Genomic DNA, 25,367 nt, shown 5'->3' with positions numbered 1-25,367 from the left:
GGATGAAACCACCCTCCCCGGCGTTAATAAAACCAATAACGAGGTCTTTATGAATGTCCCTTTCGATCAGCTGCTCACGTGGCTGAAAGATCACAAGATTACCGAAGTCGAGTGTGTTGTCAGCGACCTGACCGGCATTGCACGCGGCAAGATTGCACCCACCAACAAGTTCCTGCATGAGCGAGGCATGCGCCTGCCGGAAAGTGTGCTTTTGCAAACGGTAACCGGGGACTTTGTCGACGACGACATTTACTACGACCTGCTCGACCCGGCCGACATCGACATGGTGTGCAAGCCGGTTTCTGATGCGGTTTACGTAATTCCATGGGCCATCGAGCCGACCGCAATCGTGATCCACGACACCTTCGACAAGTTCGGCAACCCGATTGAACTGTCGCCGCGCAACGTGTTGAAGAAAGTCCTGCAGCTGTACACCGACAAAGGCTGGAGGCCGATAGTCGCGCCGGAAATGGAGTTTTACCTGACCCAGCGCTGTGAAGACCCGGACTTGCCGCTCAAGGCGCCAATGGGCCGTTCGGGCCGCGCGGAAAGTGGTCGTCAGTCATTTTCCATCGACGCCGCCAACGAGTTCGATCCGCTGTTTGAGGATGTCTACGACTGGTGCGAATTGCAAGGTCTGGACCTCGATACGCTGATTCACGAAGACGGCCCGGCGCAGATGGAAATCAACTTCCGCCACGGCGACGCGCTGGACCTGGCCGACCAGATCACCGTGTTCAAGCGCACCCTGCGCGAGGCAGCGCTCAAGCACAACGTCGCGGCGACGTTCATGGCCAAGCCGATTGGCGACGAGCCGGGCAGCGCCATGCACATCCACCAAAGTGTGGTGGACATCGCCACCGGCAAACCGATATTCGCCAATGCCGACGGGCAGATGAGCGAGCTGTTCCTGCACTACATTGGCGGCCTGCAGAAATACATTCCCAAAGTGCTGCCGATGTTCGCGCCCAACGTGAACTCGTTCCGTCGTTTTCTGCCGGACACCTCAGCGCCAGTGAACGTCGAATGGGGCGAAGAAAACCGCACCGTGGGTCTGCGGGTGCCGACCTCCAGCCCCGAGGCAATGCGCGTGGAAAACCGCTTGCCGGGCGCGGATGCCAACCCGTATCTGGCGATTGCGGCCAGCCTGTTGTGCGGCTACCTCGGCATGGTCGAGCGCATCGAACCGAGCGCTGCGGTGCAGGGCCGGGCCTATGAGCGACGAAACCTGCGTTTGCCGATCACCATCGAAGACGCGCTGACGCAGATGGAGGAATGCGAAACCATCGGGCGGTATCTGGGCGACAAGTTTGTCCGTGGTTATGTGGCGGTCAAGCGTGCCGAGCACGAGAACTTCAAGCGGGTGATCAGCTCCTGGGAGCGAGAGTTTTTGTTGCTCAGCGTCTAGCAAACAAGCTCTCACCTGAGACCGCATTCCCCCTGTGGGAGCGGGCTTGCTCGCGAAAGCGGCGGCACAGTCAATATTAATGCTGTCTGACACACCGCTTTCGCGAGCAAGCCCGCTCCCACAAGGGGAATGCCAACGCCTGAAAAATCAAATAACTCCAAAAGGTGTCGATATGCGTCTATTGAAATCCATGGTCCCGGTCGCGCTGGCCATGCTGTTCAGCGCCGTTGCACAGGCCCAGCCCACTGTCAGCGTCTACAACTGGACCGATTACATCGGCGAAACCACCCTCGCCGACTTCCAGTCGAAAACCGGGATCAAGGTGATCTACGACGTCTTCGATTCCAACGAAACCCTTGAAGGGAAATTGCTCGCCGGCCGTACCGGGTATGACGTGGTGGTGCCGTCCAACCACTTCCTCGCCCGCCAGGTGAAGGCCGGCGCGTTCCTCAAGCTCGATCGCGCGCAGTTGCCGAACTTCAGTAACCTCGACCCGAAACTGCTGGCACTGCTGGAGAAGAACGATCCGGGCAACGAACATTCCGTGCCGTACCTGTGGGGCACCAACGGCATCGGTTACAACGTGGACAAGGTCAAGCAAGTGCTGGGCATTGATCACATCGATTCCTGGGCCGTGCTGTTCGAGCCGGAAAACATCAAGAAACTCAGTCAGTGCGGCGTGTCGATGATGGACTCGGCGGACGAAGTGTTCCCCGCCATCCTCAATTACATGGGCATGGACCCACGCAGCGAAAACCCGGAAGACTTTAAAAAAGCCGAAGCCAAGCTGTTGAGCATCCGGCCTTACATCACCTATTTCCACTCGTCCAAGTACGTGTCGGACCTGGCCAACGGCGACATCTGCGTAGCTTTCGGTTACTCCGGCGACGTGTTCCAGGCCGCCAACCGCGCCAAGGAAGCCAGGAACGGCGTGAACATCGCTTACGCGATCCCCAAGGAAGGCAGCAATTTGTGGTTCGACTTGCTGGCAATTCCCGCCGACGCCGGCAACCCGAAAGAGGCTCATGCCTTCATCAATTACCTGCTGGACCCACAAGTGATCGCCAAGGTCAGCGCCTCGGTCGGTTACGCCAACCCGAACCCGGCCGCCAAGCCCTACATGGACGCTGAGCTGGTGAACAATCCCGAGGTTTATCCGCCTCAGGAAGTGCTCGACAAACTCTACATCTCGACCACCCCGCCCCAGGCGATCATGCGTCTGATGACCCGTTCCTGGAGCAAAGTGAAGTCCAACAAATGAACCAGTACAGCAACGAACATGCGCGTTCCTATTACGCCGCGTCAGCCAATACGCTGGCGCCCTTCCCCGCGTTGGCCGAAGACCTCGTGGCGGATGTCTGCGTGATTGGCGGCGGATTTACCGGGGTCAATACCGCCATTGAACTGGCGCAGCGCGGGCTCTCGGTGATTCTGCTGGAGGCCCGGCGTATCGGCTGGGGCGCCAGCGGGCGCAACGGGGGGCAGTTGATACGCGGCATCGGTCATGACGTCAGCGGTTTCGCCAAGCATGTCGGTGACGAAGGCGTGCGTTACCTTTCGCGTGCGGGGATCGAATCGGTGGAACTCGTGGGCAATCGCATTCGTGAGCACAACATCGATTGCGACCTGCGCTGGGGCTTCTGCGAACTGGCCAACACCAAGGCGCAGTTCACGGCGTTCAAGGCTGAGCAGGAAAGCCTTGCCGAGTCGGATTACGCCCATGAAACCCGACTGGTCCGGCCGGAGCAGATCCGTGAGCAAGTGGTCAACTCGGGTGTGTATGCCGGTGGCCTGGTCGACATGGGCTCGGGGCACTTGCACCCGCTGAACCTGGTGCTTGGCGAAGCGCGGCTGGCGCAATCCCTCGGGGTGCAGATCTTCGAACAAAGCCCGGTACTGGAACTGATCCATGGCAGCACCGTGCAGGTTCGTTGTGCCGGCGGCATGGTGCGTGCCGGCAGTCTGGTATTGGCGTGCAATGCGCATCTGGACGAACTTGAACCGAAACTCAGCGGAAAAGTGCTTCCGGCGGGCAGCTACATCATCGCCACCGAGCCTTTGGCGCCGGAGGTTGCCGCGCAATTGATCCCGCAGAACCTGGCGCTGTGCGACCAGAAAGTCGGCCTGGATTACTACCGGCTCTCGGCAGACCGGCGTTTGCTGTTCGGCGGCGCCTGTCATTACTCCGGGCGAGATCCGGCGGACATCGCCGCCTACATGCGTCCGCACATGCTCAAGGTCTTCCCGCAGCTGGCCGATGTACGCATTGATTATCAATGGGGCGGCAAGATCGGGATCACGGCCAATCGCTTTCCGCAGGTCGGTCGCTTGCGCCAGCAACCGAACGTGTTTTTCGCCCAGGGTTACTCCGGTCATGGGCTGAACGTGACCCACTGGTGCGCAAAACTGCTGGGCGAAGCGATTCATACCGGGCACAGCCAAGGGTTTGACGTATTCAGCGCCGTGCCGCACATGACCTTCCCCGGTGGCCCGATGTTGCGTTCTCCGCTGTTGGCTCTGGGCATGTTCTGGTATCGGCTTCGCGAAGTGCTCGGCTGACACGGCATATCAAGCACTGGAGAATCTATGTGGGAGTGGGCTTGCTCACGAATGCGGTCGCGCATTTAACATCTAAATCGACTGACACGCCCTCTTCGCGAGCAAGCCCGCTCCCACAGTTGATATTCGTCGTACACGGTGTCTGTGTTCGCTGAAGCTCCAGTGTGGGAGCGGGCTTGCTCCGGGCGGCGTTCCGACGAAGAACGATAACGCGATCGTCCAGTAGTTTGAGCCTTTCGATTTGCTCATTCGCAAGGCACTTCTATATTGAGGAGGTGCTCTGACTTTCCTGTCTCCTGGCGAGTGCGGCCTATGGCTACGACTGACCAACTGATCATCTGCGAGCACTGCGACTGCGTGTACCAAAAAGTCACGCTCGCCAAACATCAGAAAACCCTGTGTACGCGCTGCGGCGGCGTGCTTCAGCGCTATAACGGCCTGTCGGTGGAGCAGCGGCTGGCGCTGACGTTCACGGCATTGATGCTGTGGATTTTCGCCAATTTCTATCCGGTGATGAGCATCAGCCTCCAAGGCCTGAAAAACAGCGCGACGCTGTGGGATTCCGTGCTGGCCCTGAGTCTGGGCCCGATTACCTTCATCGCCCTGGTGGCGGCCATCGCCATGATCATCGCGCCGATTTTTCAGTTGCTGCTGCTGATCTGGGTCCTGAGCTTCGCCCTCGCCTCCCGTCGCTCGCCCGGTTTCAGATTCTGTATGCGCTGGCTGGAAACACTGCGGCCCTGGAGCATGCTGGAAGTCTGCCTGCTGGGGGCGATGGTTGCGGTAATCAAACTCGCCGGTTTGCTCGACGTGCTGCCCGGTATCGGTCTGTTCGCCCTGGCCATTCTCAGCCTGATGATGATCCGCATTGCCGGACGCGATATCCGTGAACTGTGGGATGTTTTATGACCATGCCTCCGGTCGCGAGCGAACTCAACCTGTGCCTTTGCCACAGCTGCGGCCTGGCCTGTGACATGACCGGCGAACCCCACGAATGCGAACGCTGCGGCGCACCGCTGCATCGGCGCAAAACCAACGCAGTGAACCGCACCTGGGCCTACCTGCTCACGTCCCTGGTGTTTTACATCCCGGCCAATCTGTTGCCGGTGATGAACACCAAAATGGTCGGCAACGGCGCCGACAGCACGATCATGGGCGGTGTGCTGGATTTCTGGCACCACGGCGCCTGGGACATTGCCTTGATTATTTTCATCGCCAGCATCGCGGTGCCGGGCATCAAGTTCGTCGCCCTGACGCTACTTCTGGTGACCGTGCAGCGCGAAAGCCAATGGGCGCGCAAGGAGCACTCACAAATGTACCGCTTCGTCGAACTCATCGGTTATTGGTCGATGCTCGACGTGATCGTGGTCGCGCTGGTGGCATCGCTGGTTAAATTTCAAGCCTTGGCCGATATCGAACCGCGCGCGGGCATTCTGTTCTTTGGTCTGGTGGTGGTGTTCACCATGCTCTCGGCAATGAGTTTCGACCCGCGTCTGATCTGGGACCAACACCATTCGAAAAACGAGGAGGTCATGGATGAAGTCGCAAGCAACTGAAGGGCCGCAAGCCCCCGGGCAGGCCCCGATCAAGACCCGCCGCTTCAGCGTATCGCTGGTGTGGATCGTCCCGATTGTTGCGGTGCTGGTGGGTATTTCGCTGGTGGTGCACAGTTTGATGCAGGAAGGGCCGACCATCACCGTGACCTTCAAGACCGGCAGCGGCCTGACGGCCAACAAGACCGAGGTGAAATACCGCAACGTAGTGATCGGGCACGTGTCCGACGTCAAGCTGAGTGATGATCAGAAGAGCGTCAACGCCACCATCAAACTGGACAAGCAGGCGGAAAGCTTCACCCGTAAGGATTCGCAATTCTGGGTCGTGCGGCCACGTATCGGAGCCGGCGGCGTGTCGGGCATCGATACCCTGCTCTCCGGAGACTACATCGGCGCCGACATCGGCCAGTCCAATGCCCGGGCGAAGAATTTCACCGGGCTGGAAAACCCGCCGCCCATCACCTATGGCGAGCCTGGCAAGCGTTTCACGCTGCACACCCCGGACCTGGGTTCGCTGGACATCGGCTCGCCCGTTTACTACCGCAAGATTCCCGTCGGCCAAGTCGTCGCTTATGCCCTGGATGCCGACGGCAAAGGGGTGAACATCGAAGTCTTCATTCATTCGCCCAACGATGCCTACGTCACCGAAAACACCCGGTTCTGGAACGCCAGTGGCATCGATGTGAATGTCGGCGCCAACGGCTTTGCAGTGAAGACCGAATCGCTGTCCTCCATATTGGTCGGCGGCATCGCCTTCCGTGCCCCGGAATACAGCCCCAACGATAAACCGGCCACCGAGGAAAAAGCCTTCGAGCTGTTCGAAGACCAACAAATCGCCCTCGCCCCGCCCAACGGCAAGGCGCAATTCCTGAGCTTGCGTTTTGACCAGGCGTTGCGCGGACTCAAGGTCGATGCGCCGGTGGAATTCCTTGGCATCGAGTTCGGTAGAGTCGTGTCGGTCAATCTGGATTTCGATGCAAAAAAACGCACCTTTCCGGTCAATGTCGGCATCGTAATCTACCCGCAACGACTGGGTCAGGCCCACGCCAAAATGCTTGAGGTCTTGAAGCACGACCCCAATGACGAAGCCGCCAGCATTCGTCTGATGGGAACGTTCGTTGAGAATGGTCTGCGCGCTCAGGCACGCAGCGGCAACCTGTTGACCGGTCAGCTGTACATCTCGCTCGACTTCTACCCGAAAGCCGAGAAGGTCGTGTTCGACCCGTCCGCCCGGCCCGTCACTATCCCGACCGTTCCTGGCAGCCTTGAACAGTTGCAGGAAAAACTCGAAAGCATGGTCAACAAAATCAACGATCTGCCGATCGGACGCATCGCCGGCAACCTCGACAGCAACCTCGTCGAGCTGCGCAAAGGCCTCGCACAATTCAACGCCAAGACCCTGCCCGGCGTGCAAACCACCCTGGCAGATGTCAGCAAGACCCTGCAATCGGCCAGTTCGACCCTCGCCGATGACTCGCCGCAACGCGAGCAGTTGACCCAGACCCTGGACGAACTCGGGCGCATGTCGCGTTCCTTGCGTGAGCTCTCGGATTACCTGGGCCGGCATCCGGAATCGCTGATTCGCGGTCGCCCCGACAATGCCGAGCCGATTGATTTGAAGGCGCCACCGCGCAACTGACCACAGGAGCAACACCCATGGTTTCTTCGCTGAAGATGACGTTGGTCACTGCGCTCTTGCTGCTCGCCGCGTGCCGCAGTGAGCCGATTCAATTCCACACCCTGACTCCGGCGCAATTGAGCGGGACGGCGCGCGGCAACGGCGGGGAAATCCTGATCGAAGGCCTCAGCGTACCGCCGCAGGTCGATCGTCCGCAGATCGTCATTCGTCAGGGCAACAGCGGCCTGGCAATTCTGGAGACCGAATGGTGGGCCGCGAGTCTGGTGGACGAGTTGCGCAGCGCCTTGCTTGATCAACTGGCCAACAGCAATCCCCAGCGCAAAGTGTCGGTGCGCGTGGAGGTTCAGCGGTTTGATTCGGTGCCCGGTCAGTACGCGCTGATGGACGTCAAATGGCGCCTGCGCAGCCTCGGCCAAGGCGATAACACGTTGGTCAGCTGCCGCAGTACGTTACAAACACCTTCAGGACCGTCCATCGACGACTTGGTCATTGCCCAGCAGAACAACGTCAAACGGCTGGCCGCGTTGATCAGCCAGGCGGCGAACGGAATACAAAAAGGGTGCCCGGCGCCGCATTGAATTGACGATTTTTTCTCATCCCGTCCCATACATTTGGCGCAGCTTAAATCTGCAAATGATTCGTATTGACCTACAATCAGTGACGACCCTTCCAGTCTGTCAGCGTGCACGATTCTAAAAATAACGGGAGCCGCCACCGCATGAATCGCCCTATTCCCTCTTTCCTGAAAAAAGCCCTGCTGGTCACTGCCCTGCTGAGTGCCGGTCACGTTTACTCAGCCGATGCCGATGGCATCGTGGTCTACAACGCCCAGCATGAAAGCCTGACCAAAGCCTGGATCGAGGGTTTCACCGGGGAAACCGGGATCAAGGTCACCGTGCGCAACGGCGACGACACCGAAATGGGCAATCAGATCGTCCAGGAAGGCGCTGCCTCCCCCGCCGACGTGTTCCTGACCGAAAACTCCCCGGCCATGGTGCTGGTGGACAACGCGGGGCTGTTTGCACCCGTAGCGCCGACCACGCTGGAACAAGTGGACGCGGCCTACCGTCCGGCCCATGGCAAGTGGGTGGGAATCGCCGCGCGCTCCACGGTGTTTGTCTATAACCCGGGCAAACTGCCCGAAGCCGAATTGCCGAAGTCGCTGATGGACCTCGCCGATCCGAAATGGAAAGGTCGCTGGGCGGCGTCACCGGCCGGTGCCGACTTCCAGGCCATTGTCGCCGCGGTGGTGGCGCTCAAGGGTGAGGCCGCTACCCTCGAATGGTTGAAGGGGATGAAAACCAACTTCACCGCGTACCGGGGCAACAGTTCCGTGTTGAAAGCGGTGAATGCCGGACAGATCGATAGCGGTGTGATTTACCACTATTACCGTTTCGGCGATCAGGCCCGAACCGGCGAAAACAGCAAGAACACCGCCCTGCACTACTTCAAACACAAGGATCCGGGGGCGTTTGTCAGCCTCTCCGGTGGCGGCGTTCTGGCGTCCAGCCAACACAAGGAACAGGCCCAGGCGTTCCTGAAATGGATCACCGGCAAGGACGGCCAGGCCATCCTCAAGACGGGTAAATCGTTCGAATATGCCGTGGGCAAAAACGCTGAATCCAACCCCAAACTGGTGCCTCTGCAACAGCTCGACGCGCCGGAAGTCGATGCATCAAAACTCGACAGTAAAAAAGCCGTGGAGCTGATGACTCAGGCCGGACTTCTCTGAATTGATGCCTGAAACGCTACCGGCGGGTGCCGCTGCGGCGATACCCGCACATTTACGCCGCCGCTCCCGCCGATTGTTCGCGGGGCGCGGCGGTGCGTGGGTGATCGGTTTGTCGGTGCTGATTTCATTGCTCGCGCTGCTGCCGATCGCCTTTGTCATCGGGGTGTCCATGCAGACCGGCTGGGCCACGCTGGCCACGCTGGTGTTCCGCCCGCGGGTTGGCGAATTGTTGATCAACACCGTGTTGCTGGTAACGATCACGATTCCCTTGTGCATCGTGCTGGGTGTGACGCTGGCCTGGCTGACCGAGCGCAGCGATCTGCCGGGGCGGCGCTGGTGGTCATTGCTGGCGACCGCGCCGCTGGCGGTCCCGGCCTTCGTTCACAGCTACGCCTGGGTCAGCCTGGTGCCGCCGATTCATGGTCTGTTTGCCGGGGTTCTGGTGTCGGTCATCGCCTACTTTCCCTTCCTTTACTTGCCGATTGCGGCCACCTTGCGCCGGCTCGATCCAGCCATTGAAGATGTTGCGGAATCGATGGGGCTCAAACCCTGGGCGGTGTTTTTCCGGGTGGTGCTGCCGCAGCTGCGTCTGGCCATCTGTGGCGGTGCGTTGCTGGTCGGGCTGCACTTGCTGGCCGAATATGGCCTGTACGCGATGATCCGCTTCGACACCTTCACCACGGCGATCTTCGATCAGTTCAAGTCCACCTTCAACGGTCCCGCCGCCAACATGCTGGCCGGCGTGCTCGCCCTGTGTTGCCTGGCGATGCTGACCGTCGAATCGGCGGCGCGTGGTCATGCGCGGTATGCTCGAGTCGGTTCGGGAAGTGCCCGCGAACAGAGCATCGTGCGCTTGAAGACCGGGCCAACCGTGCTTGCGCTGACGTTGCTGATCGTGACCTGTGCCCTCGCGCTGGGTGTGCCGTTAATCACCTTGGGTAAATGGCTGATCGCCGGTGGTGCGCAGGTCTGGCAGATGGCCGAGCTGATGCCGGCACTGCGACAGACACTCCTGCTCGGCGTCGCGGGGGCGGCGCTCACCACCTGCGCCGCCATCCCGATTGCCTGGTTGTCGATTCGCTCGCCGGGGCGGATGCAACGGGTGCTGGAAGGCTGCAACTACATCACCAGTTCATTGCCGGGCATTGTCGTCGCCCTGTCCTTGGTGACGGTCACGGTGCATTTCGCCCGGCCGATTTATCAAACAACGATCACCGTGCTGCTGGCGTACCTGCTGATGTTCTTGCCCCGCGCCCTGGTGAGTTTGCGTGCCGGCATCGCGCAGGCGCCGGTGGAACTGGAACATATCGCTCGTAGCCTCGGTCACTCGCCCGGTCGGGCGCTGTGGCTGATCACCTTGCGACTGGCGGCGCCCGGTGCTGCCGCCGGCGCCGCGCTGGTGTTCCTGGCAATCACCAATGAATTGACCGCCACCCTGCTCCTCGCCCCGAACGGTACGCGCACGCTGGCGACCGGGTTCTGGGCGTTGACCAGCGAAATCGACTACGCCGCGGCGGCGCCCTATGCCTTGCTGATGATTCTGCTGTCACTACCGTTGACCGGACTTCTCTATCACCAATCCAAACGAACGGCTGGCCGATGAACACGCTTGAACTGCATTCGATCTGCAAATCCTACGGCCCACAAAAGGCCCTGGAAAACATCAGCCTGTCGGTGCCGACGGGCAGCCGCACAGTGATCGTCGGCCCTTCGGGTTCCGGCAAAACCACGTTGCTGCGAATGATCGCTGGCTTCGAGTTCCCGGATGCGGGACGCCTTTCGCTCAACGGTCAGACGCTGGTCGACGACACACACGAAGTACCCGCGCACCAACGCCAGATCGGTTATGTGCCTCAGGACGGCGCCTTGTTCCCGCACATGACCGTGGCCGCCAACATCGGTTTCGGATTGTCGATCAAGGGCCAGGAAAAACGCGAGCGTGTCGCCCAGTTGATGGACAGCGTCGCCCTGGAGGCGAACATGGCCGACCGCTGGCCCCATGAACTGTCTGGCGGTCAGCAACAACGGGTGGCGCTGGCAAGGGCTCTGGCGCAACAGCCGCGTTTGATGTTGCTGGATGAACCGTTTTCCGCGCTCGATACCGGTTTGCGCGCGGCCATGCGCAAACTGGTCGCGCGGTTGCTGGCAGACGCCGGTGTCACCACCATTCTGGTGACCCATGACCAGAGCGAAGCGCTGTCGTTTGCCGATCAATTGGCGGTCATGCGCGACGGGCGCCTGGTGCAGTCCGGTCATCCGCTGGACCTCTACCGCTACCCCGGCGACGAGCAAACCGCGATGTTCCTCGGCGATGCCGTGGTCATGCCGGCCCGGATCGAAGCCGGCTGGGCCCATTGCGATCTGGGGCGGATCCCGGTCAACAATCATCGCAACAACCACTGTGCGCAGATCATGCTGCGGCCCGAACAGTTGCTGCTGGTCGGCATCGTGCCCAGCGCTGTCGAGGCCGTCGGGTGCCGCGCCGTGGTGACCGAGCGGGATTTCAGCGGCAACACCTGCACCTTGACCGTGGAACTGGAGACTTTGCCATCCTGCGACCAGCCCGGTCGAACATTGATGGTGCGCAGTTCTGGCCTGTACGCGCCACCGACCGGCAGTGCGGTTCACGTCTCGACCATCGGCCACGCCCATGTTCTGAGCGAACCTTAAAGATCGAAGCGATCCACCGCGCGCCGCCGTTCGTTGTCATCGCGCACGTCGTAGTTGGCCGTCGTCTGGATGTTGCTGTGATGGGCGAGTTTCTGCGCGATCGACAAGTCATGTTCCTCGATCACCCGGGTAATGAACGAGCGCCGGAAATCGTGAGGCATGATTTTCACCCCGACCTGCGCGCCGCGCTGCCGGGCAATGTAATAGATCGCGTGTTTGGTGATGCGCTCACGGGTGATGTGACTGCCGCGACGGATGCGATTGAACAGGAACGGATCGTCCACTTCGCCTTCCTTGAGTTGCGAACGGCGCAGCGCCAGCCAGGCATCCAGTTTGGCGAACGCCCAGGCCGGCGCGTATTTGATCAACTGCTTGTTGCCTTTGGCGGTCACCCGCAGGCTGCGCTCGGTGAAATCCACCTGATCGAGGTCGAGGTTCACTGACTCTGATTTGCGCATGCCCGAGCCGTACAGAATCCCGATGATCGCCGCGTCCCGCAGGCCTTGTGGCCGTGGGTCCGCCGCACAGACCGCCATCATTTCCTGGATCAGCGAACGCCGCAGATTGCGCCCCTGGGACAGACGCGTGCCGGCAATGCCCTTGACCGAACGCATTTTCAGCAAGTGTTCCTGGCTGATCAGGCTCATGCGCCAGGCTTCATTCATCACCCCGCGCACGGCGTTGACGTACAGCGAAGACGTGTTGGGCGCGTAGCCGTCCGCGCGCAACGCCGCCACCAGCGCAATCACATCCTCGGGCTGCAACTGGTGCCAGGGAATCTCCTCGACATTCATGTCTTCGAAGCCCAGGCGGTCGGCGGCATCCTGCAACACATAGCGCATGGTCAGTTGGCTGGACGGCGCGAGGCGCGCCAGATACAGAGGCATCGGGTTTTTTGCAGCACTTGAATCAGCAACAGGTAAGTCAATCAAAACAAAACGGCCTTGAGTGGTAACAGATCAATAAACACAACTAAGGATTGAAACATCTTTCATATAAAGAGACGCACTTTGTAGGACTTTTCCACTAAAGAGAGCGATGAACGGCAGAAGTCTGAACATTGGCTTAATACCCCTCAGATAAACGATTTACCGACCGGTTTTTCATGTTTCTTTCACAAAAACGGGCCTAACCTCATCGCTACCCGGTGGGCCTCAATGGGCTCCCAACCTGCCGGCCATGGCTGCAAAAGTCAAATATGGCTCGTGCCCGACAGGTCACTAAACCTTTGAAACTCTGTCTATTTCGGTACTTTTGCCGAAGGACGGCCTACGCCCCGAGGTTTTCCATGAGTGAGGCTTTTCTACCCTTCTCCCGCCCCAGTATCGGCGATGAAGAAATAGCTGCCGTAGAGCAAGTATTGCGCTCCGGCTGGATCACTACCGGGCCGAAAAACCAGCAACTCGAAGAACACTTCGCCAACTATGTTGGATGCCGCCATGCCGTGGCACTGTCCTCGGCCACCGGCGCCATGCATGTCACGCTACTGGCATTGGGCATCGGTCCCGGCGACGAAGTCATCACGCCGTCGCAGACCTGGGTCTCCACCGCCAACATGATCTGTCTGCTGGGAGCAACGCCGGTGTTTGTCGACGTCGACCGCGACACGCTGATGAGCAGCGTCGAGCACATCGAAGCGGCCATCACCCCGCGCACCCGGGCGATTATTCCGGTGCACTACGCCGGCGCGGCGTTCGATCTCGACCCGCTCTATGCCATGGCCGAGAAGTACGGCATTCCGGTGATCGAAGACGCCGCCCACGCGACCGGCACCCGCTACAAAAACCGTCACGTCGGCGCGCAAGGCACGGCGATCTTCTCGTTCCACGCGATCAAGAACATGACCTGCGCCGAGGGCGCGATGTTCGTCAGCGACGATGAAGCGCTGGCCAACCGGGTGCGCATGCTCAAGTTTCACGGCCTGGGCGTTGATGCCTACGATCGCATGACTCACGGCCGCAAACCCCAGGCCCAGGTGATCGAGCCGGGTTTCAAATACAACCTGGCCGACATCAACGCCGCTATCGCGCTGGTGCAACTGGAACGTCTGGACCCGATCAACGCCAAGCGCACCGCGCTGGCCAGAACCTATTTGCAACGACTGGAAGGCTCAACGGTGCAACCGCTGGCCATTCCGCTTTACCCGCAGCAACACGCCTGGCACCTGTTCATCCTGCGCATCGACGCCGAGCGCTGCGGACTCGACCGTGAAGCGTTCATGAAAGCCCTGCAGGCGCAGAACATCGGCACCGGCATTCACTTCATCGCCACGCACTTGCACACGTACTACCGCCAGCGCTTCCCCAACATTTACCTGCCCAACACCGAATGGAACTCGGCGCGCCTGTGCTCGATCCCGTTGTTCCCCGACATGACCAGCGATGACGTCGATCGTGTCGTCAGCGCCATCGAACTCACACTGGACACACGCCTGTGAAACCTTATCCGATCCGTTGCGTGTCGATCGTCATCCCGGTTTATAACGAGCAAGACAGCCTGCCCGAATTGCTCAGGCGCACCGAAGCGGCGTGCCAGCAATTGCACCATGACTACGAAATCGTCATGGTCGATGACGGCAGTCGCGACCACTCGGCGCAGATCCTCGAAGAGGCCGCCAGTCGCGAGTGCAGCCCGGTGGTGGCGGTCATTCTCAACCGCAATTACGGCCAGCACGCGGCAATCATGGCCGGTTTCGAGCAGTGCAAAGGCGATGTCGTCATCACCCTCGACGCCGATCTGCAAAACCCGCCCGAAGAGATTCCGCGCCTGGTGGCCCAGGCCGAACTTGGCTATGACGTGGTCGCCACGGTGCGCAGCAACCGCCAGGATTCAGCCTTGCGTCGCTGGCCGTCGAAGCTAATCAACCTCGCCGTGCAGCGCTCCACCGGGGTTGCCATGAGCGACTACGGCTGCATGCTCCGCGCCTATCGACGCAGCATCGTCGACGCCATGCTCGCCTGCCGTGAACGCAGCACCTTCATTCCTATTCTCGCCAACAGCTTCGCCCGGCACACCACGGAAATCCTGGTGACCCACGCCGAACGCGAACACGGTGAATCGAAGTACAGCCCGATGCGGCTGGTCAACCTGATGTTCGACCTGATCACCTGCATGACCACCACGCCGCTGCGGCTGCTGAGCATTGTCGGCTTCGCCATGGCCGGACTCGGCGTGGCGTTCGCCACCGCGCTGATCGTGTTGCGGCTGGTGTTCGGCGCCAGTTGGGCCGGTGACGGCACGTTCGTGCTGTTCGCCGTGCTGTTCGTGTTCACCGGCGGCCAGTTCATCGGCATGGGCCTGCTGGGCGAATACCTGGGGCGGATGTACAGCGATGTCCGTGCGCGCCCGCGGTTCTTTATCGAAAAAGTCCTGCGCAGCCAGCCCGCCACACCCGTTCCCGTGGTCACCGTTGACGGCCTCACTTCCACTTCTTCCGATCAGGTTCTCTCATGAGCGCAAAAGCTGTTGTTTTCGCCTACCACGATATTGGCTGTGCCGGCATTGAAACCCTGCTCGACAGCGGTTACGAGATTGCTGCCGTTTTCACCCACGCCGATGACCCCAAGGAGAACGCGTTCTACGCTTGCGTCGCGCAACTGTGCGCGCGCCGGGGCATTGCGGTGCACGCCCCGGAAGATGCCAACCACCCGCTGTGGATCGAGCGTATCGCCAAGCTCAATCCGGATTACCTGTTCTCGTTCTACTACCGCCATCTATTGAGCGAACCGCTGTTGGCCACGGCACGCAAAGGCGCGTTCAACCTGCACGGTTCATTGCTGCCGCGCTATCGCGGTCGTGCGCCAGCCAATTGGGTGCTGGTCAACGGCGAAAGCGAAACGGGCGTGACCCTGCACCGCATGGTCAAGCGTGCCGACGCTGGCGCAATCATTGCTCAGCAAAAAGTCTCGATTGAACGCACCGACACCGCGCTGAGCCTGCACGGCAAGCTGCGCGTAGCCGCCGCCGACCTGTTGCGCGACACCCTGCCCGCGTTGCTCGCCGGTAAAGTCAGCGAAACCGCGCAAGACGAATCCCAAGCCACGACGTTTGGTCGCCGTACGCCGGCCGACGGCAAACTGGTGTGGAGCAAGCCCGCCGAAGAGCTGTTCAACCTGGTACGCGCCGTCACCCAGCCGTATCCGGGCGCATTCTGCGCCGTCGGCGAACACAAACTGATTGTCTGGAGCGCGCAAGTCGTCAAGGGCAACGAAGGCCAGGAACCGGGCCGGGTCATCAGCGTCGATCCGCTGCGCATCGCCTGCGGCGAAGATTCGCTGGTGATCAGCGCCGGTCAGCGCAACGACAACGGCTTGTACCTGAGCGGCCCGCAACTGGCCGGCGAACTTGGTCTGGTCGACGGTTCCGTGCTGCGCGGTGCCGAATCCGGGCGCGCGCCACGTCGCACGCGGGTGCTGATCCTCGGCGTCAACGGTTTCATCGGCAATCACTTGTCCGAGCGTTTGCTGCGTGACGGCCACTACGAGGTGTACGGCCTCGACATCGGCTGCGACGCCATCGAGCGCTTGCGCAGCCATGCGAATTTCCATTTCGTCGAAGGCGATATCAGCATTCACTCCGAGTGGATCGAGTACCACATCAAAAAGTGCGACGTGATCCTGCCGCTGGTGGCGATCGCCACGCCGATCGAATACACCCGCAACCCGCTGCGCGTGTTCGAACTGGACTTCGAAGAGAACCTGAAACTGGTTCGCTACTGCGTCAAATACAACAAGCGGGTGATCTTCCCGTCGACGTCGGAAGTCTATGGCATGTGCCAGGACGGCAAATTCGACGAGGACAGCTCCAACCTCGTCGTCGGGCCGATCAACAAGCAACGCTGGATCTACTCCACTTCCAAGCAACTGCTCGACCGGGTGATCTGGGCTTATGGCCAAAAAGGCCTGAATTTCACCCTGTTCCGTCCCTTCAACTGGATGGGCCCGCGCCTGGACCGTCTGGATTCGGCACGCATTGGCAGCTCCCGGGCGATCACGCAATTGATCCTCAATCTGGTGGAAGGCACGCCGATTCGCCTGTTCGATGGCGGTGAGCAAAAACGCTGCTTCACCGACATTGCCGACGGCGTGGAAGCGCTGGCGCGGATCATCGACAACCGCAACGACGCCTGCAATGGCCAGATCATCAACATCGGCAACCCGGACAACGAAGCCAGCATCCGTCAGTTGGGCGAAGAGCTGCTGCGTCAGTTCGAAGCTCACCCGTTGCGCCACAACTTCCCGCCGTTCGCCGGGTTCCGCGACGTCGAAAGCAAGGCGTTTTACGGTGCGGGGTATCAGGACGTGTCTCACCGCAAACCGAGTATCGACAATGCCAAACGGCTTCTGGACTGGACGCCGACCGTAGAGATGAGCGAAACCATCGGCAACACCCTGGATTTCTTCCTGCGTGAAGCCATGCTCGAAATCGCGGACAAACGCTAATGCGGGCGGGCCTTCGGATTGATGTCGACACCTACCGAGGCACTCGTGAGGGCGTGCCGCGGTTGCTGGAAATCCTCGATGAGGCCCAGGTCAAGGCGACGTTTTTTTTCAGCGTCGGGCCGGACAACATGGGCCGGCACTTGTGGCGCCTGATCCGCCCGCAGTTTCTCTGGAAGATGCTGCGCTCCAACGCCGCCGGCCTGTACGGCTGGGACATTCTGCTGGCCGGCACCGCGTGGCCGGGCAAGCCGATAGGCCGCGATCTCGGGCACTTGATGCGCCAAACCCTGGCGGCCGGGCATGAAGTCGGCCTGCACGCCTGGGATCACCATGGCTGGCAGGCCAATGCCGGGCGCTGGAGCGACGCGCAGTTGATCGAGCAGATTCGTCAGGGCGTGGACACGCTGAGCGACATCCTCGGACACAAAATCGACTGCTCGGCGTCTGCCGGTTGGCGGGCGGACGAGCGTGTGATCGAAGCCAAGCAGGGTTTTGGGTTTCGCTACAACAGCGATTGTCGTGGCCGCAGTCTGTTCCGGCCGACATTGGCCGATGGTGGTCCGGGCGCGCCGCAGATCCCGGTGGATCTGCCCACCTTCGATGAAGTGGTCGGCCCTGCCGTCGTGGCCAGTGAATTCAACGCCTTCATCCTTGACCGGTTCACCCCGCAAAACCTCAACGTCTACACTGTCCACGCCGAAGTAGAAGGGATTCTGATGGCCGACGATTTCCGTCAACTGCTGGCCGACGCCCGCCCGCGTGATATCCGTTTTCAACCCTTGGGCGACCTGCTGCCCGAAACACTGGACGCCTTGCCCGGTGGCCGGGTGTTGCGCGGCGCGCTCGACGGTCGTGAAGGCTGGCTGGGAGTGCAAGGCGTATGAGCAAACGCTGGGCATTGCCGTTGTGGCTGGGCCTTTGTCTGTTGGCTTATCTGCTGCCGATGGGCAGCCACGGTTTGTGGATTCCGGACGAAACCCGATACGCGCAAATCAGCCAGGGCATGCTCCTGAGCGGCGACTGGGTGTCGCCGCATTTCATGGGCCTGCGCTACTTCGAAAAACCGGTGGCCGGTTACTGGATGATCGCCCTCGGTCAGGCCGTGTTTGGCGACAATCTGTTCGGTGTGCGTTTCGCTTCAGCCCTCAGCACCGGGCTCAGTGTGATGCTGTGTTACCTGATCGCCCGTCGGCTGTGGAACGAGCCGCGCAAGAGTTTTGCCTGCGCGCTGCTGTACATGAGTTTTACCGTGATTGCGGGGCAAGCGGGTTACGCCAACCTTGATCCGCAATTCACCTTTTGGATCAACCTGAGTCTGGTGGCTTTGTGGTTTGCGCTGGACAGCGTCAGCCGTGGCCGGCGTCTGATCGGTTGGGCGGTGCTGGGCTTCGCGTGTGGCATGGGGTTCATGACCAAGGGGTTTCTGTCCTGGCTGCTGCCGGTGCTGATCGCCCTGCCCTGGATGATCTGGCAAAAACGCTGGCGCGAATTGTTGCTTTTCGGCCCGGTGGCGATTGCCGTGGCCATCACCGTGAGCCTGCCATGGGCCTTGGCGGTGCACGCGCGCGAGCCCGATTACTGGCGGTTCTTCTTCTGGCACGAACACATTCGCCGTTTCGCCGGTGACGACGCACAGCATGACGCGCCATGGTGGTTCTATCTGCCGTTGCTGGTGGCATTCAGTCTGCCGTGGGCCGCGTTGTTGCCGTCGGCGCTGAAACAGGCGTGGCAAACACGTCGTCAGGCCAACATCGGCTTTCTGCTGCTGTGGTTGCTGATGCCGCTGCTATTTTTCAGCCTGAGCAACGGCAAGTTGCCGACCTACATCCTGCCGTGCCTGCTGCCGCTGGCCTTATTGCTGGGCAACGCACTGGCGGATCGCTTGCGGCTGGAGCAAGGCCGGGCGTTGAGCGTCAATGGCTTGCTCAACCTCCTTCTGGGTCTGACCACCCTGCTCGCCCTCGTCTACCTGCAACTGAAAAAACCGCTGTACGAGCATGAACTGCACAGCCTGGTGCTGGTGTTCATCGGCCTGACCGGCTGGATCATGGCCAACCTGCTGCAAGCGTTCCGGCCGTTGCAGTGCTGGGCGGCGCCGGCCTTTGGCAGCCTGCTGCTGATCGGCGTCCTACCGGCGGCGATGCCCGAAGCGGTGGTGGCGAACAAGATGCCCGACCAGTTCGTCCTTGAACATGCACAGGAACTCGGTCAGGCCGGCACGCTGCTCAGCAACGATCTGGGCGCCGCCGCTGCCCTGGCCTGGCGCCTGAAACGCCCGGATGTGGCGTTGTACAACACGATAGGCGAACTGAAATATGGCCTCGCTTATTCTGACGGTGCGCAGCAGCGCGTCGATCCCGATCGCGTGCAGCAGTGGATGCACGACGCCCGCCAGAACGGTTCGGTGGGCGTGCTGATGCGGGTCAAAGGGGAGGACGAACTGCGTGAAATCGAACGCTTGCCCAAGGATGGAAAACGCTATGAACAAGGCAACCTTGTGATTCTGATTTTTCCTCAGGGTGCGTCATGAGCCTGTTGCTGGTGTTGGCAGCCTGCCTGCTTACCTGCCTGGGCCAGATCGCCCAGAAATACGCCGTGGAGCACTGGCGCGGCCGGCCATCGGGCTGGGGCGAAAAACTGCGCTCACCGTGGTTGTGGCTGGCAATCGCCGCGCTGGGCGCGGGTTTGCTGGTGTGGCTGCTGGTGTTGCAGCGCCTTGAAGTCGGCGTCGCGTACCCGATGCTGAGCCTGAATTTCGTGCTGATCACCCTGGTCGCCCGCTTCGTCTTCCACGAAACCATCGACCGCCGTCACTGGTTGGGCGTGGCGCTGGTGATTGGCGGCGTGATCTTGCTGGGGCTGCACACATGAGCCTGCGCCGTGGCCTGACCTTCGCCCTCGGCAGCGTGCTGCTGGGCAGCGCCGCGCAGTTGGGCATGCGCTGGAGCATGACGCGCCTGCCGTCACCCGAACATTGGCTCACCGCACCCATTGTTCCGACTGCTGTGGTCGTGGTGCTGGCCGCCATCCTCGCCTATGCCCTGTCGATGTTCAGCTGGCTCGCCGCCCTGCGCGATGTGCCGCTGGGCCGGGCTTATTCGCTGTTGAGCATCAGCTACGCGCTGGTGTACCTGCTCGCCGCCGCGCTGCCGGTGTTCAACGAAGATTTCAACCTTTCCAAAACCCTCGGGGTGGCCCTGGTCATCCTCGGCGTCATCACCATCAACTCTCGACCTGCTCATGCGTCCAACCTCAGGAGTGACCTATGAAAATCAGTGTATTCGGTAGCGGTTACGTCGGCCTGGTGCAGGCCGCTGTGCTGGCTGAAGTCGGCCACGACGTGGTCTGCATGGACATCGACGAGAAAAAAGTCGAGTTGCTGCAACAGGGCCACGTGAGCATTTTCGAACCGGGGCTGGCCAGCCTGGTGCGTGAAGGCCTGGAAGGCAAGCGACTGCAGTTCACCACCGATGAAAAACTGGCGGTGCAACACGGTCAGGTATTGTTCATCGCGGTGGGCACGCCGTCCCGGGACGATGGCTCGGCGGACCTGCGTTACGTGCTGTCGGTGGGCGAAGCGGTGGCCCGTCATCGCGAGCAACCGGTGATTCTGGTGGAGAAATCCACGGTTCCCGTGGGCACCGGCGATACCTTGCGCGCGCACATCGACAAGTGCCTGATCAAGGTCGGGCGGTTGTTGCAGTTCGAGATCGTCTCCAACCCGGAGTTTCTCAAAGAAGGCTCGGCCGTGGCCGATTGCCGGCGCCCGGACCGTATCATCATCGGCTGCGAAAGCGATGACGTGCGCGACGTCATGCGTGACCTCTATGCGCCGTTCAACCGCAACCATGACCGGATCATGTTCATGGACCTGCGCAGTGCCGAACTGACCAAATACGCCGCCAACTGCATGCTGGCGACCAAGATCAGCTTCATCAACCAGATCGCCGAACTGGCCGAACACCTTGGCGCCGACATCGAATCGGTACGCCTGGGCATCGGCGCGGATTCGCGCATAGGCTATCACTTCATCTACCCCGGCTGCGGTTACGGCGGTTCGTGTTTCCCCAAAGACATGCGCGCCCTGATCCACAGCGCCGAAGAAGCGCATTGCTCCAGCGACCTGCTGCAAGCGGTGGAAGCGATCAACCAGCGGCAGAAACACAAGCTGTTCGAACGCATCAACGCGTTCTACAAGGGCGATTTGCGCGGCAAGACGTTCGCCGTGTGGGGCCTGGCGTTCAAACCCAACACCGATGACATGCGCGACGCACCGAGCCGCGTGCTGCTCGAATCGCTGTGGGCCGCCGGCGCGAGCGTGCGGGCGTTCGATCCGGAAGCGATGCAGGAAACCCAGCATTTGTACCCGGACGAAGCAAAGCTGATGCTCATGGGCACCCCGGAATCGGTGCTGGCCGGCGCCGATGCATTGATCATCTGCACCGAGTGGCAACAGTTCAAGGCCCCGGATTTCAACCTGATCCAGCAACGGCTCAAAGCACCGGTGATCTTTGACGGACGCAACCTGTACGACGCCGATCGCCTGGCACGCAACGGGTTCATGTACTTCCCGATGGGGCGCGGCGACTCACGCAACTTACCGATTCCGCATCAGCAATGGCCAGCGGCTTCGGATGTTGCTTGATCGTTAACTCACCAAGCAATCCAGGAACTGGACCCAGAGTTTCAATCGCGCGCGGTCCTTTGTGGGAGCGAGCCTGCTCGCGAAGAAGGTTAACGATAATGCGTTCTGCCTGAATAAACGCGTTGCTCTCGAGTTCTTCGCGAGCAAGCTCGCTCCCACATTCGATCTCCAGCGGACACAAAATTTGTGAGCGACACAGATTAAATGCGGGGCGGGCTTGCGGATGCCTGCTGATGCACACCCCGGCGCCGACGATGTTTTATGCCCTTACCGCACTCACCGCAGTCGGCGGCTTACTGTGTTTCATGAGCGGTCGCCGAGTCGCCTTACAGCAAAAATAATGCACTCAAACTGCATTAATATGAATTTGTCAGCATGTGGAATGAACGGCACACTGTGCCCCGTTCCTCCCCCAATTGTTGGAACACCTTCAAGGGCTTTCTGGGTATCCCAGCTAAGCCTTTTTTTTGCCTCGATTTTTTCAATGGGTCGTTTGCCAAATGCTTGCTCGCTGGTTACCCGCCGCCATCAACACTCGCCCCTCGGAATGGAGCCGCGCCGCCATCGGCATGGCCCTGGGGACGATGTTCAGCGTCTGGCTCTGCTCCCGGGTGTTTGGCATCGAAGTCGCCCAGCACCTGATCGGACCGCTGGGAGCCTCGGCGGTGCTGCTGTTTGCGGTGTCCTCCGGGGCGTTGGCGCAACCCTGGTCGATCCTCGGCGGCTACTTTAGCGCCGGTGTGATTGCGCTGCTGGTCGCTCACGTGCTCGGACGCACACTCGACAGCGCGTGCCTCGCCGCGGGCATGGCATTGATCCTGATGTGCTGGCTGCGCTGTCTGCATCCGCCGGCCGGCGCCCTGGCCCTGACGCTGGTGCTGGCCGATCCGGCGACCATCGCCCTGGACTGGAAAGCTCTTGCGCCGGTGATGCTTGGTGCCTCGACGATGTTGTTCAGCGCCCTGGTTTATAACAACCTGACGCGCATTCGTTACCCGAAACGACCCGCCGAACCCTCGCCGGTCATGCCTTCTGCCGACAGCCAGGCCATCACTGCCGAGGATCTGAAACGGGCATTGGCGGACATGGAAGCCTTCTTCGACGTCACGCCGGAGGATCTTGAGCAATTGATTCATGCCAGTGAATTGCATGCCAAACGCCGCAGCATCAGCGAAGTCCTCAGCAATAGAACCTGACACAACACCCCCCCCTTTGTGGGAGCGGGCTTGCTCGCGAAGGCGGTGTTTCAGCCGACATCAAGTTGAATGACACACCGCCTTCGCGAGCAAGCCCGCTCCCACATTTGGTATGAGTGATAGCCATTACAAATATGCAGAAAGAACCTGCACATATCCCGGTTGTGCATGGCAAATTTGCACTGTTACGATCCGGCATCGCTCGCGCGCGAGCTTCTCTATAAAGAACAATAAAAGCAGGGAGTTATTGATGACTGCTCAGGTTTCATCGAAGGGGACTTCGTCCATGGATGCCACGCAAAATGAAGTGCTGGCCGAGGTTCGCAACCACATCGGTCACCTGATCCTCAATCGCCCCGCCGGTCTCAACGCGATCACCCTGGACATGGTCCGCCACCTGCAACGCCAGCTCGACGTCTGGGCGCAGGATCCGCAGATTCACGCCGTGGTTTTGCGTGGCGCTGGCGAAAAAGCTTTCTGCGCCGGTGGCGACATTCGTTCGCTCTACGACAGTTTCAAAAACGGCGACACCCTGCACGAAGATTTCTTCGTCGAGGAATACGCCCTCGACCTCGCTATCCACCATTACCGCAAACCCGTTCTCGCCTTGATGGACGGTTTTGTCCTGGGTGGTGGCATGGGCCTGGTGCAAGGCGCCGACTTGCGGGTGGTCACCGAGAAAAGCCGTCTGGCGATGCCGGAAGTGGCCATTGGTTACTTCCCGGACGTGGGCGGCAGTTACTTTCTGCCGCGCATTCCGGGCGAGCTGGGCATTTATCTGGGCGTCAGCGGCGTACAGATCCGTGCGGCCGATGCGCTGTATTGCGGGCTGGCCGACTGGTATCTGGAAAGCGACAAACTGGGTGCGCTGGACGAGCGCCTCGATCAACTGGAATGGCGCGACACGCCGCTCAAGGACCTTCAAGGCCTGCAGGCCCAACTCGCCCTGCAACAACTGCCCGATGCGCCATTAAAAGCACTGCGCCCGGCCATCGATCACTTCTTCGCCCTGCCCGACGTGCCGAGTATTGTTGAGCAACTGCGCGAAGTAACGGTTGCCGACAGCCGTGAATGGGCGACGACCACGGCGGATCTGCTGGAAAGCCGTTCACCGCTGGCCATGGGCGTGACCCTGGAAATGCTGCGGCGCGGCCGGCACTTGAACCTGGAAGACTGCTTCGCCCTCGAGCTGCACCTGGACCGTCAGTGGTTCGAGCGAGGCGACCTGATCGAAGGCGTGCGCGCCTTGCTGATCGACAAAGACAAGAAACCGCGCTGGAACCCGCCGACCTTGCAGGCGCTGGACGCCGGGCATGTCGCGAGTTTCTTCACAGGGTTTGACCGGAGCGGGAGCTGAGCCATGCACGATATCGAATTGAGCGAAGAACAAGTCATGATTCGCGACATGGCCCGGGATTTTGCCCGCGGCGAAATCGCACCCCATGCGCAAGCCTGGGAAAAGGCTGGCTGGATCGACGACGGTCTGGTGGCGAAGATGGGCGAACTGGGTCTGTTGGGCATGGTGGTGCCTGAGGAATGGGGCGGCACTTATGTCGATTACGTCGCTTACGCACTGGCGGTGGAAGAGATTTCCGCCGGTGACGGCGCCACGGGCGCACTGATGAGCATCCACAATTCCGTGGGCTGCGGGCCGGTGTTGAACTACGGCACCGAGGAGCAGAAACAGACCTGGTTGCCGGATCTCGCCAGTGGCCAGGCGATCGGCTGCTTCTGCCTGACCGAGCCGCAAGCTGGCTCCGAAGCGCACAACCTGCGCACCCGCGCCGAACTGCGCGACGGCCAGTGGGTCATCAACGGCGCCAAGCAATTTGTCAGCAACGGCAAACGGGCGAAACTCGCGATCGTGTTTGCCGTGACCGATCCGGATCTGGGCAAGCGTGGTATTTCCGCGTTTCTGGTGCCGACCGATACCGCCGGTTTCATCGTTGATCGAACCGAACACAAGATGGGCATCCGCGCCTCCGATACCTGCGCGGTGACCCTGAGCAACTGCACGATTCCCGAAGCCAATCTGCTGGGTGAGCGCGGCAAAGGCCTGGCCATCGCCCTGTCCAACCTTGAAGGCGGTCGCATTGGCATCGCCGCCCAAGCGTTGGGCATCGCCCGTGCGGCGTTCGAAGCGGCGCTGGCCTACTCCCGTGATCGCGTGCAGTTCGACAAGCCGATCATCGAGCACCAGAGCATCGCCAATATGCTGGCCGACATGCACACCCGCCTGAATGCGGCGCGATTGCTGATTTTGCATGCCGCGCGGTTGCGCAGTGCGGGCAAGCCGTGTCTGTCGGAGGCTTCGCAGGCCAAGCTGTTTGCCTCGGAAATGGCCGAGAAGGTCTGCTCGTCAGCGATGCAGATCCATGGCGGGTACGGGTATCTGGAGGATTACCCGGTGGAGCGTTATTACCGGGATGCGCGGATTACGCAGATTTATGAAGGGTCGAGCGAGATACAGCGGATGGTGATTGCCCGGGAGTTGAAGCACTACCTGGTGTAATGCTTTAAAAGC

Annotated in this window: 22 protein-coding genes and 1 pseudogene; 22 read left to right on the top strand and 1 reads right to left on the bottom strand. The window is 60.6% G+C overall.

Annotated features, from left to right (window positions below; all coding sequences use genetic code 11):
• Nucleotides 1–49 precede the first annotated feature (49 nt).
• From ACA073_RS13160 to ACA073_RS13115, 10 genes are all read left to right on the top strand, one after another.
• Nucleotides 50–1,408, top strand: coding sequence for a glutamine synthetase family protein (locus tag ACA073_RS13160; RefSeq protein WP_497396692.1), 1,359 nt, complete (start codon nt 50–52; stop codon nt 1,406–1,408).
• A gap of 172 nt (nt 1,409–1,580) precedes the next feature.
• Nucleotides 1,581–2,669 carry a polyamine ABC transporter substrate-binding protein gene (locus ACA073_RS13155; protein ID WP_497396691.1) on the top strand — a complete coding sequence of 363 codons (1,089 nt, stop codon included), beginning with the start codon at nt 1,581–1,583 and terminating at the stop codon, nt 2,667–2,669.
• Entirely contained in the window at nt 2,666–3,967 is a 1,302-nt protein-coding gene (locus ACA073_RS13150) for an NAD(P)/FAD-dependent oxidoreductase (protein ID WP_497396689.1), read from the top strand. Before ACA073_RS13155 ends, ACA073_RS13150 begins: the two co-directional genes overlap by 4 nt.
• A 312-nt stretch (nt 3,968–4,279) precedes the next feature.
• On the top strand, nt 4,280–4,876 hold the full coding sequence (locus ACA073_RS13145) for a paraquat-inducible protein A (protein WP_497396687.1): 597 nt from the start codon (nt 4,280–4,282) through the stop codon (nt 4,874–4,876).
• Nucleotides 4,873–5,523 (top strand): paraquat-inducible protein A, encoded by a 651-nt coding sequence (locus ACA073_RS13140; protein WP_497396685.1) that lies wholly within the window; start codon nt 4,873–4,875, stop codon nt 5,521–5,523. The genes ACA073_RS13145 and ACA073_RS13140 overlap by 4 nt, the downstream gene beginning before the upstream one ends.
• On the top strand, nt 5,504–7,159 hold the full coding sequence (locus ACA073_RS13135; protein WP_497396683.1) for a PqiB family protein: 1,656 nt from the start codon (nt 5,504–5,506) through the stop codon (nt 7,157–7,159). The genes ACA073_RS13140 and ACA073_RS13135 overlap by 20 nt, the downstream gene beginning before the upstream one ends.
• Before the next feature lie 17 nt (nt 7,160–7,176).
• A complete protein-coding gene (locus ACA073_RS13130; RefSeq protein WP_497396681.1) occupies nt 7,177–7,737 on the top strand; it encodes a PqiC family protein in 561 nt (186 codons plus the stop codon).
• Between the two features lie 140 nt (nt 7,738–7,877).
• Entirely contained in the window at nt 7,878–8,891 is a 1,014-nt protein-coding gene (locus ACA073_RS13125; protein ID WP_497396679.1) for an iron ABC transporter substrate-binding protein, read from the top strand.
• A 4-nt stretch (nt 8,892–8,895) separates the two neighbouring features.
• Nucleotides 8,896–10,494 carry an ABC transporter permease gene (locus tag ACA073_RS13120; protein WP_497396677.1) on the top strand — a complete coding sequence of 533 codons (1,599 nt, stop codon included), beginning with the start codon at nt 8,896–8,898 and terminating at the stop codon, nt 10,492–10,494.
• The gene (locus tag ACA073_RS13115) at nt 10,491–11,561 is read left to right on the top strand and encodes an ABC transporter ATP-binding protein (RefSeq protein WP_497396675.1); all 1,071 of its coding nucleotides are present in this window, start codon (nt 10,491–10,493) and stop codon (nt 11,559–11,561) included. Before ACA073_RS13120 ends, ACA073_RS13115 begins: the two co-directional genes overlap by 4 nt.
• Here ACA073_RS13115 and ACA073_RS13110 read toward each other — a convergent pair.
• Nucleotides 11,558–12,448, bottom strand: coding sequence for a site-specific integrase (locus ACA073_RS13110; protein ID WP_497396673.1), 891 nt, complete (start codon nt 12,446–12,448; stop codon nt 11,558–11,560). The genes ACA073_RS13115 and ACA073_RS13110 overlap by 4 nt on opposite strands.
• A gap of 401 nt (nt 12,449–12,849) precedes the next feature.
• Between ACA073_RS13110 and arnB the strand changes: the two genes are divergently transcribed.
• The 12 genes and pseudogenes from arnB to ACA073_RS13050 all read left to right on the top strand — a co-directional run bounded on the left by arnB (nt 12,850) and on the right by ACA073_RS13050 (nt 25,355).
• Nucleotides 12,850–13,998 carry a UDP-4-amino-4-deoxy-L-arabinose aminotransferase gene (gene arnB, locus ACA073_RS13105; RefSeq protein ID WP_497396671.1) on the top strand — a complete coding sequence of 383 codons (1,149 nt, stop codon included), beginning with the start codon at nt 12,850–12,852 and terminating at the stop codon, nt 13,996–13,998.
• Nucleotides 13,995–15,014, top strand: coding sequence for an undecaprenyl-phosphate 4-deoxy-4-formamido-L-arabinose transferase (gene arnC, locus ACA073_RS13100; protein WP_497396669.1), 1,020 nt, complete (start codon nt 13,995–13,997; stop codon nt 15,012–15,014). The genes arnB and arnC overlap by 4 nt, the downstream gene beginning before the upstream one ends.
• Complete coding sequence (arnA, locus tag ACA073_RS13095) at nt 15,011–17,002, top strand: bifunctional UDP-4-amino-4-deoxy-L-arabinose formyltransferase/UDP-glucuronic acid oxidase ArnA (RefSeq protein ID WP_497396667.1); 1,992 nt, start codon at nt 15,011–15,013, stop codon at nt 17,000–17,002. The genes arnC and arnA overlap by 4 nt, the downstream gene beginning before the upstream one ends.
• Nucleotides 17,002–17,886, top strand: a complete 885-nt coding sequence (gene arnD, locus ACA073_RS13090; RefSeq protein WP_497396665.1) for a 4-deoxy-4-formamido-L-arabinose-phosphoundecaprenol deformylase — start codon at nt 17,002–17,004, stop codon at nt 17,884–17,886. Before arnA ends, arnD begins: the two co-directional genes overlap by 1 nt.
• Nucleotides 17,883–19,532: a lipid IV(A) 4-amino-4-deoxy-L-arabinosyltransferase gene (gene arnT, locus ACA073_RS13085; protein ID WP_497396663.1), complete on the top strand. Its 1,650-nt coding sequence runs from the start codon at nt 17,883–17,885 to the stop codon at nt 19,530–19,532. Before arnD ends, arnT begins: the two co-directional genes overlap by 4 nt.
• Complete coding sequence (gene arnE, locus ACA073_RS13080; protein WP_497396661.1) at nt 19,529–19,873, top strand: 4-amino-4-deoxy-L-arabinose-phosphoundecaprenol flippase subunit ArnE; 345 nt, start codon at nt 19,529–19,531, stop codon at nt 19,871–19,873. The genes arnT and arnE overlap by 4 nt, the downstream gene beginning before the upstream one ends.
• Entirely contained in the window at nt 19,870–20,271 is a 402-nt protein-coding gene (gene arnF, locus ACA073_RS13075; RefSeq protein WP_497396659.1) for a 4-amino-4-deoxy-L-arabinose-phosphoundecaprenol flippase subunit ArnF, read from the top strand. Before arnE ends, arnF begins: the two co-directional genes overlap by 4 nt.
• Nucleotides 20,268–21,647 (top strand): UDP-glucose dehydrogenase family protein, encoded by a 1,380-nt coding sequence (locus ACA073_RS13070; protein WP_497396657.1) that lies wholly within the window; start codon nt 20,268–20,270, stop codon nt 21,645–21,647. The genes arnF and ACA073_RS13070 overlap by 4 nt, the downstream gene beginning before the upstream one ends.
• A 218-nt stretch (nt 21,648–21,865) precedes the next feature.
• Nucleotides 21,866–21,988: pseudogene (locus tag ACA073_RS13065) on the top strand (MFS transporter); the annotation flags it as partial.
• Between the two features lie 159 nt (nt 21,989–22,147).
• Nucleotides 22,148–22,843 (top strand): HPP family protein, encoded by a 696-nt coding sequence (locus ACA073_RS13060; protein ID WP_497396655.1) that lies wholly within the window; start codon nt 22,148–22,150, stop codon nt 22,841–22,843.
• A gap of 250 nt (nt 22,844–23,093) precedes the next feature.
• Entirely contained in the window at nt 23,094–24,200 is a 1,107-nt protein-coding gene (locus ACA073_RS13055; RefSeq protein WP_497396653.1) for an enoyl-CoA hydratase/isomerase family protein, read from the top strand.
• A gap of 3 nt (nt 24,201–24,203) precedes the next feature.
• A complete protein-coding gene (locus ACA073_RS13050) occupies nt 24,204–25,355 on the top strand; it encodes an acyl-CoA dehydrogenase family protein (RefSeq protein ID WP_059402381.1) in 1,152 nt (383 codons plus the stop codon).
• Nucleotides 25,356–25,367: the final 12 nt, after the last annotated feature.

The organism is Pseudomonas sp. LBUM1670, assembly GCF_059695695.1.
Note: the sequence above shows the minus strand (reverse complement) of the source record. Positions and strands in the feature narration are given on the sequence as shown.

Bases quoted from the DNA above. Each gene is read 5' to 3' on its own strand.
- arnT (WP_497396663.1), top strand. From the start codon at position 17,883: ATGAGCAAACGCTGGGCATTGCCGTTGTGGCTGGGCCTTTGTCTGTTG.
- ACA073_RS13140 (WP_497396685.1), top strand. From the start codon at position 4,873: ATGACCATGCCTCCGGTCGCGAGCGAACTCAACCTGTGCCTTTGCCAC.
- arnB (WP_497396671.1), top strand. From the start codon at position 12,850: ATGAGTGAGGCTTTTCTACCCTTCTCCCGCCCCAGTATCGGCGATGAA.
- arnD (WP_497396665.1), top strand. From the start codon at position 17,002: ATGCGGGCGGGCCTTCGGATTGATGTCGACACCTACCGAGGCACTCGT.
- ACA073_RS13055 (WP_497396653.1), top strand. From the start codon at position 23,094: ATGACTGCTCAGGTTTCATCGAAGGGGACTTCGTCCATGGATGCCACG.
- arnA (WP_497396667.1), top strand. From the start codon at position 15,011: ATGAGCGCAAAAGCTGTTGTTTTCGCCTACCACGATATTGGCTGTGCC.
- ACA073_RS13120 (WP_497396677.1), top strand. From the start codon at position 8,896: ATGCCTGAAACGCTACCGGCGGGTGCCGCTGCGGCGATACCCGCACAT.
- ACA073_RS13060 (WP_497396655.1), top strand. From the start codon at position 22,148: ATGCTTGCTCGCTGGTTACCCGCCGCCATCAACACTCGCCCCTCGGAA.
- ACA073_RS13110 (WP_497396673.1), bottom strand. From the start codon at position 12,448: ATGCCTCTGTATCTGGCGCGCCTCGCGCCGTCCAGCCAACTGACCATG.
- ACA073_RS13130 (WP_497396681.1), top strand. From the start codon at position 7,177: ATGGTTTCTTCGCTGAAGATGACGTTGGTCACTGCGCTCTTGCTGCTC.
- ACA073_RS13070 (WP_497396657.1), top strand. From the start codon at position 20,268: ATGAAAATCAGTGTATTCGGTAGCGGTTACGTCGGCCTGGTGCAGGCC.
- ACA073_RS13150 (WP_497396689.1), top strand. From the start codon at position 2,666: ATGAACCAGTACAGCAACGAACATGCGCGTTCCTATTACGCCGCGTCA.
- arnF (WP_497396659.1), top strand. From the start codon at position 19,870: ATGAGCCTGCGCCGTGGCCTGACCTTCGCCCTCGGCAGCGTGCTGCTG.
- ACA073_RS13155 (WP_497396691.1), top strand. From the start codon at position 1,581: ATGCGTCTATTGAAATCCATGGTCCCGGTCGCGCTGGCCATGCTGTTC.
- ACA073_RS13145 (WP_497396687.1), top strand. From the start codon at position 4,280: ATGGCTACGACTGACCAACTGATCATCTGCGAGCACTGCGACTGCGTG.
- ACA073_RS13050 (WP_059402381.1), top strand. From the start codon at position 24,204: ATGCACGATATCGAATTGAGCGAAGAACAAGTCATGATTCGCGACATG.
- ACA073_RS13160 (WP_497396692.1), top strand. From the start codon at position 50: ATGAATGTCCCTTTCGATCAGCTGCTCACGTGGCTGAAAGATCACAAG.
- arnE (WP_497396661.1), top strand. From the start codon at position 19,529: ATGAGCCTGTTGCTGGTGTTGGCAGCCTGCCTGCTTACCTGCCTGGGC.
- ACA073_RS13125 (WP_497396679.1), top strand. From the start codon at position 7,878: ATGAATCGCCCTATTCCCTCTTTCCTGAAAAAAGCCCTGCTGGTCACT.
- ACA073_RS13135 (WP_497396683.1), top strand. From the start codon at position 5,504: ATGAAGTCGCAAGCAACTGAAGGGCCGCAAGCCCCCGGGCAGGCCCCG.
- ACA073_RS13115 (WP_497396675.1), top strand. From the start codon at position 10,491: ATGAACACGCTTGAACTGCATTCGATCTGCAAATCCTACGGCCCACAA.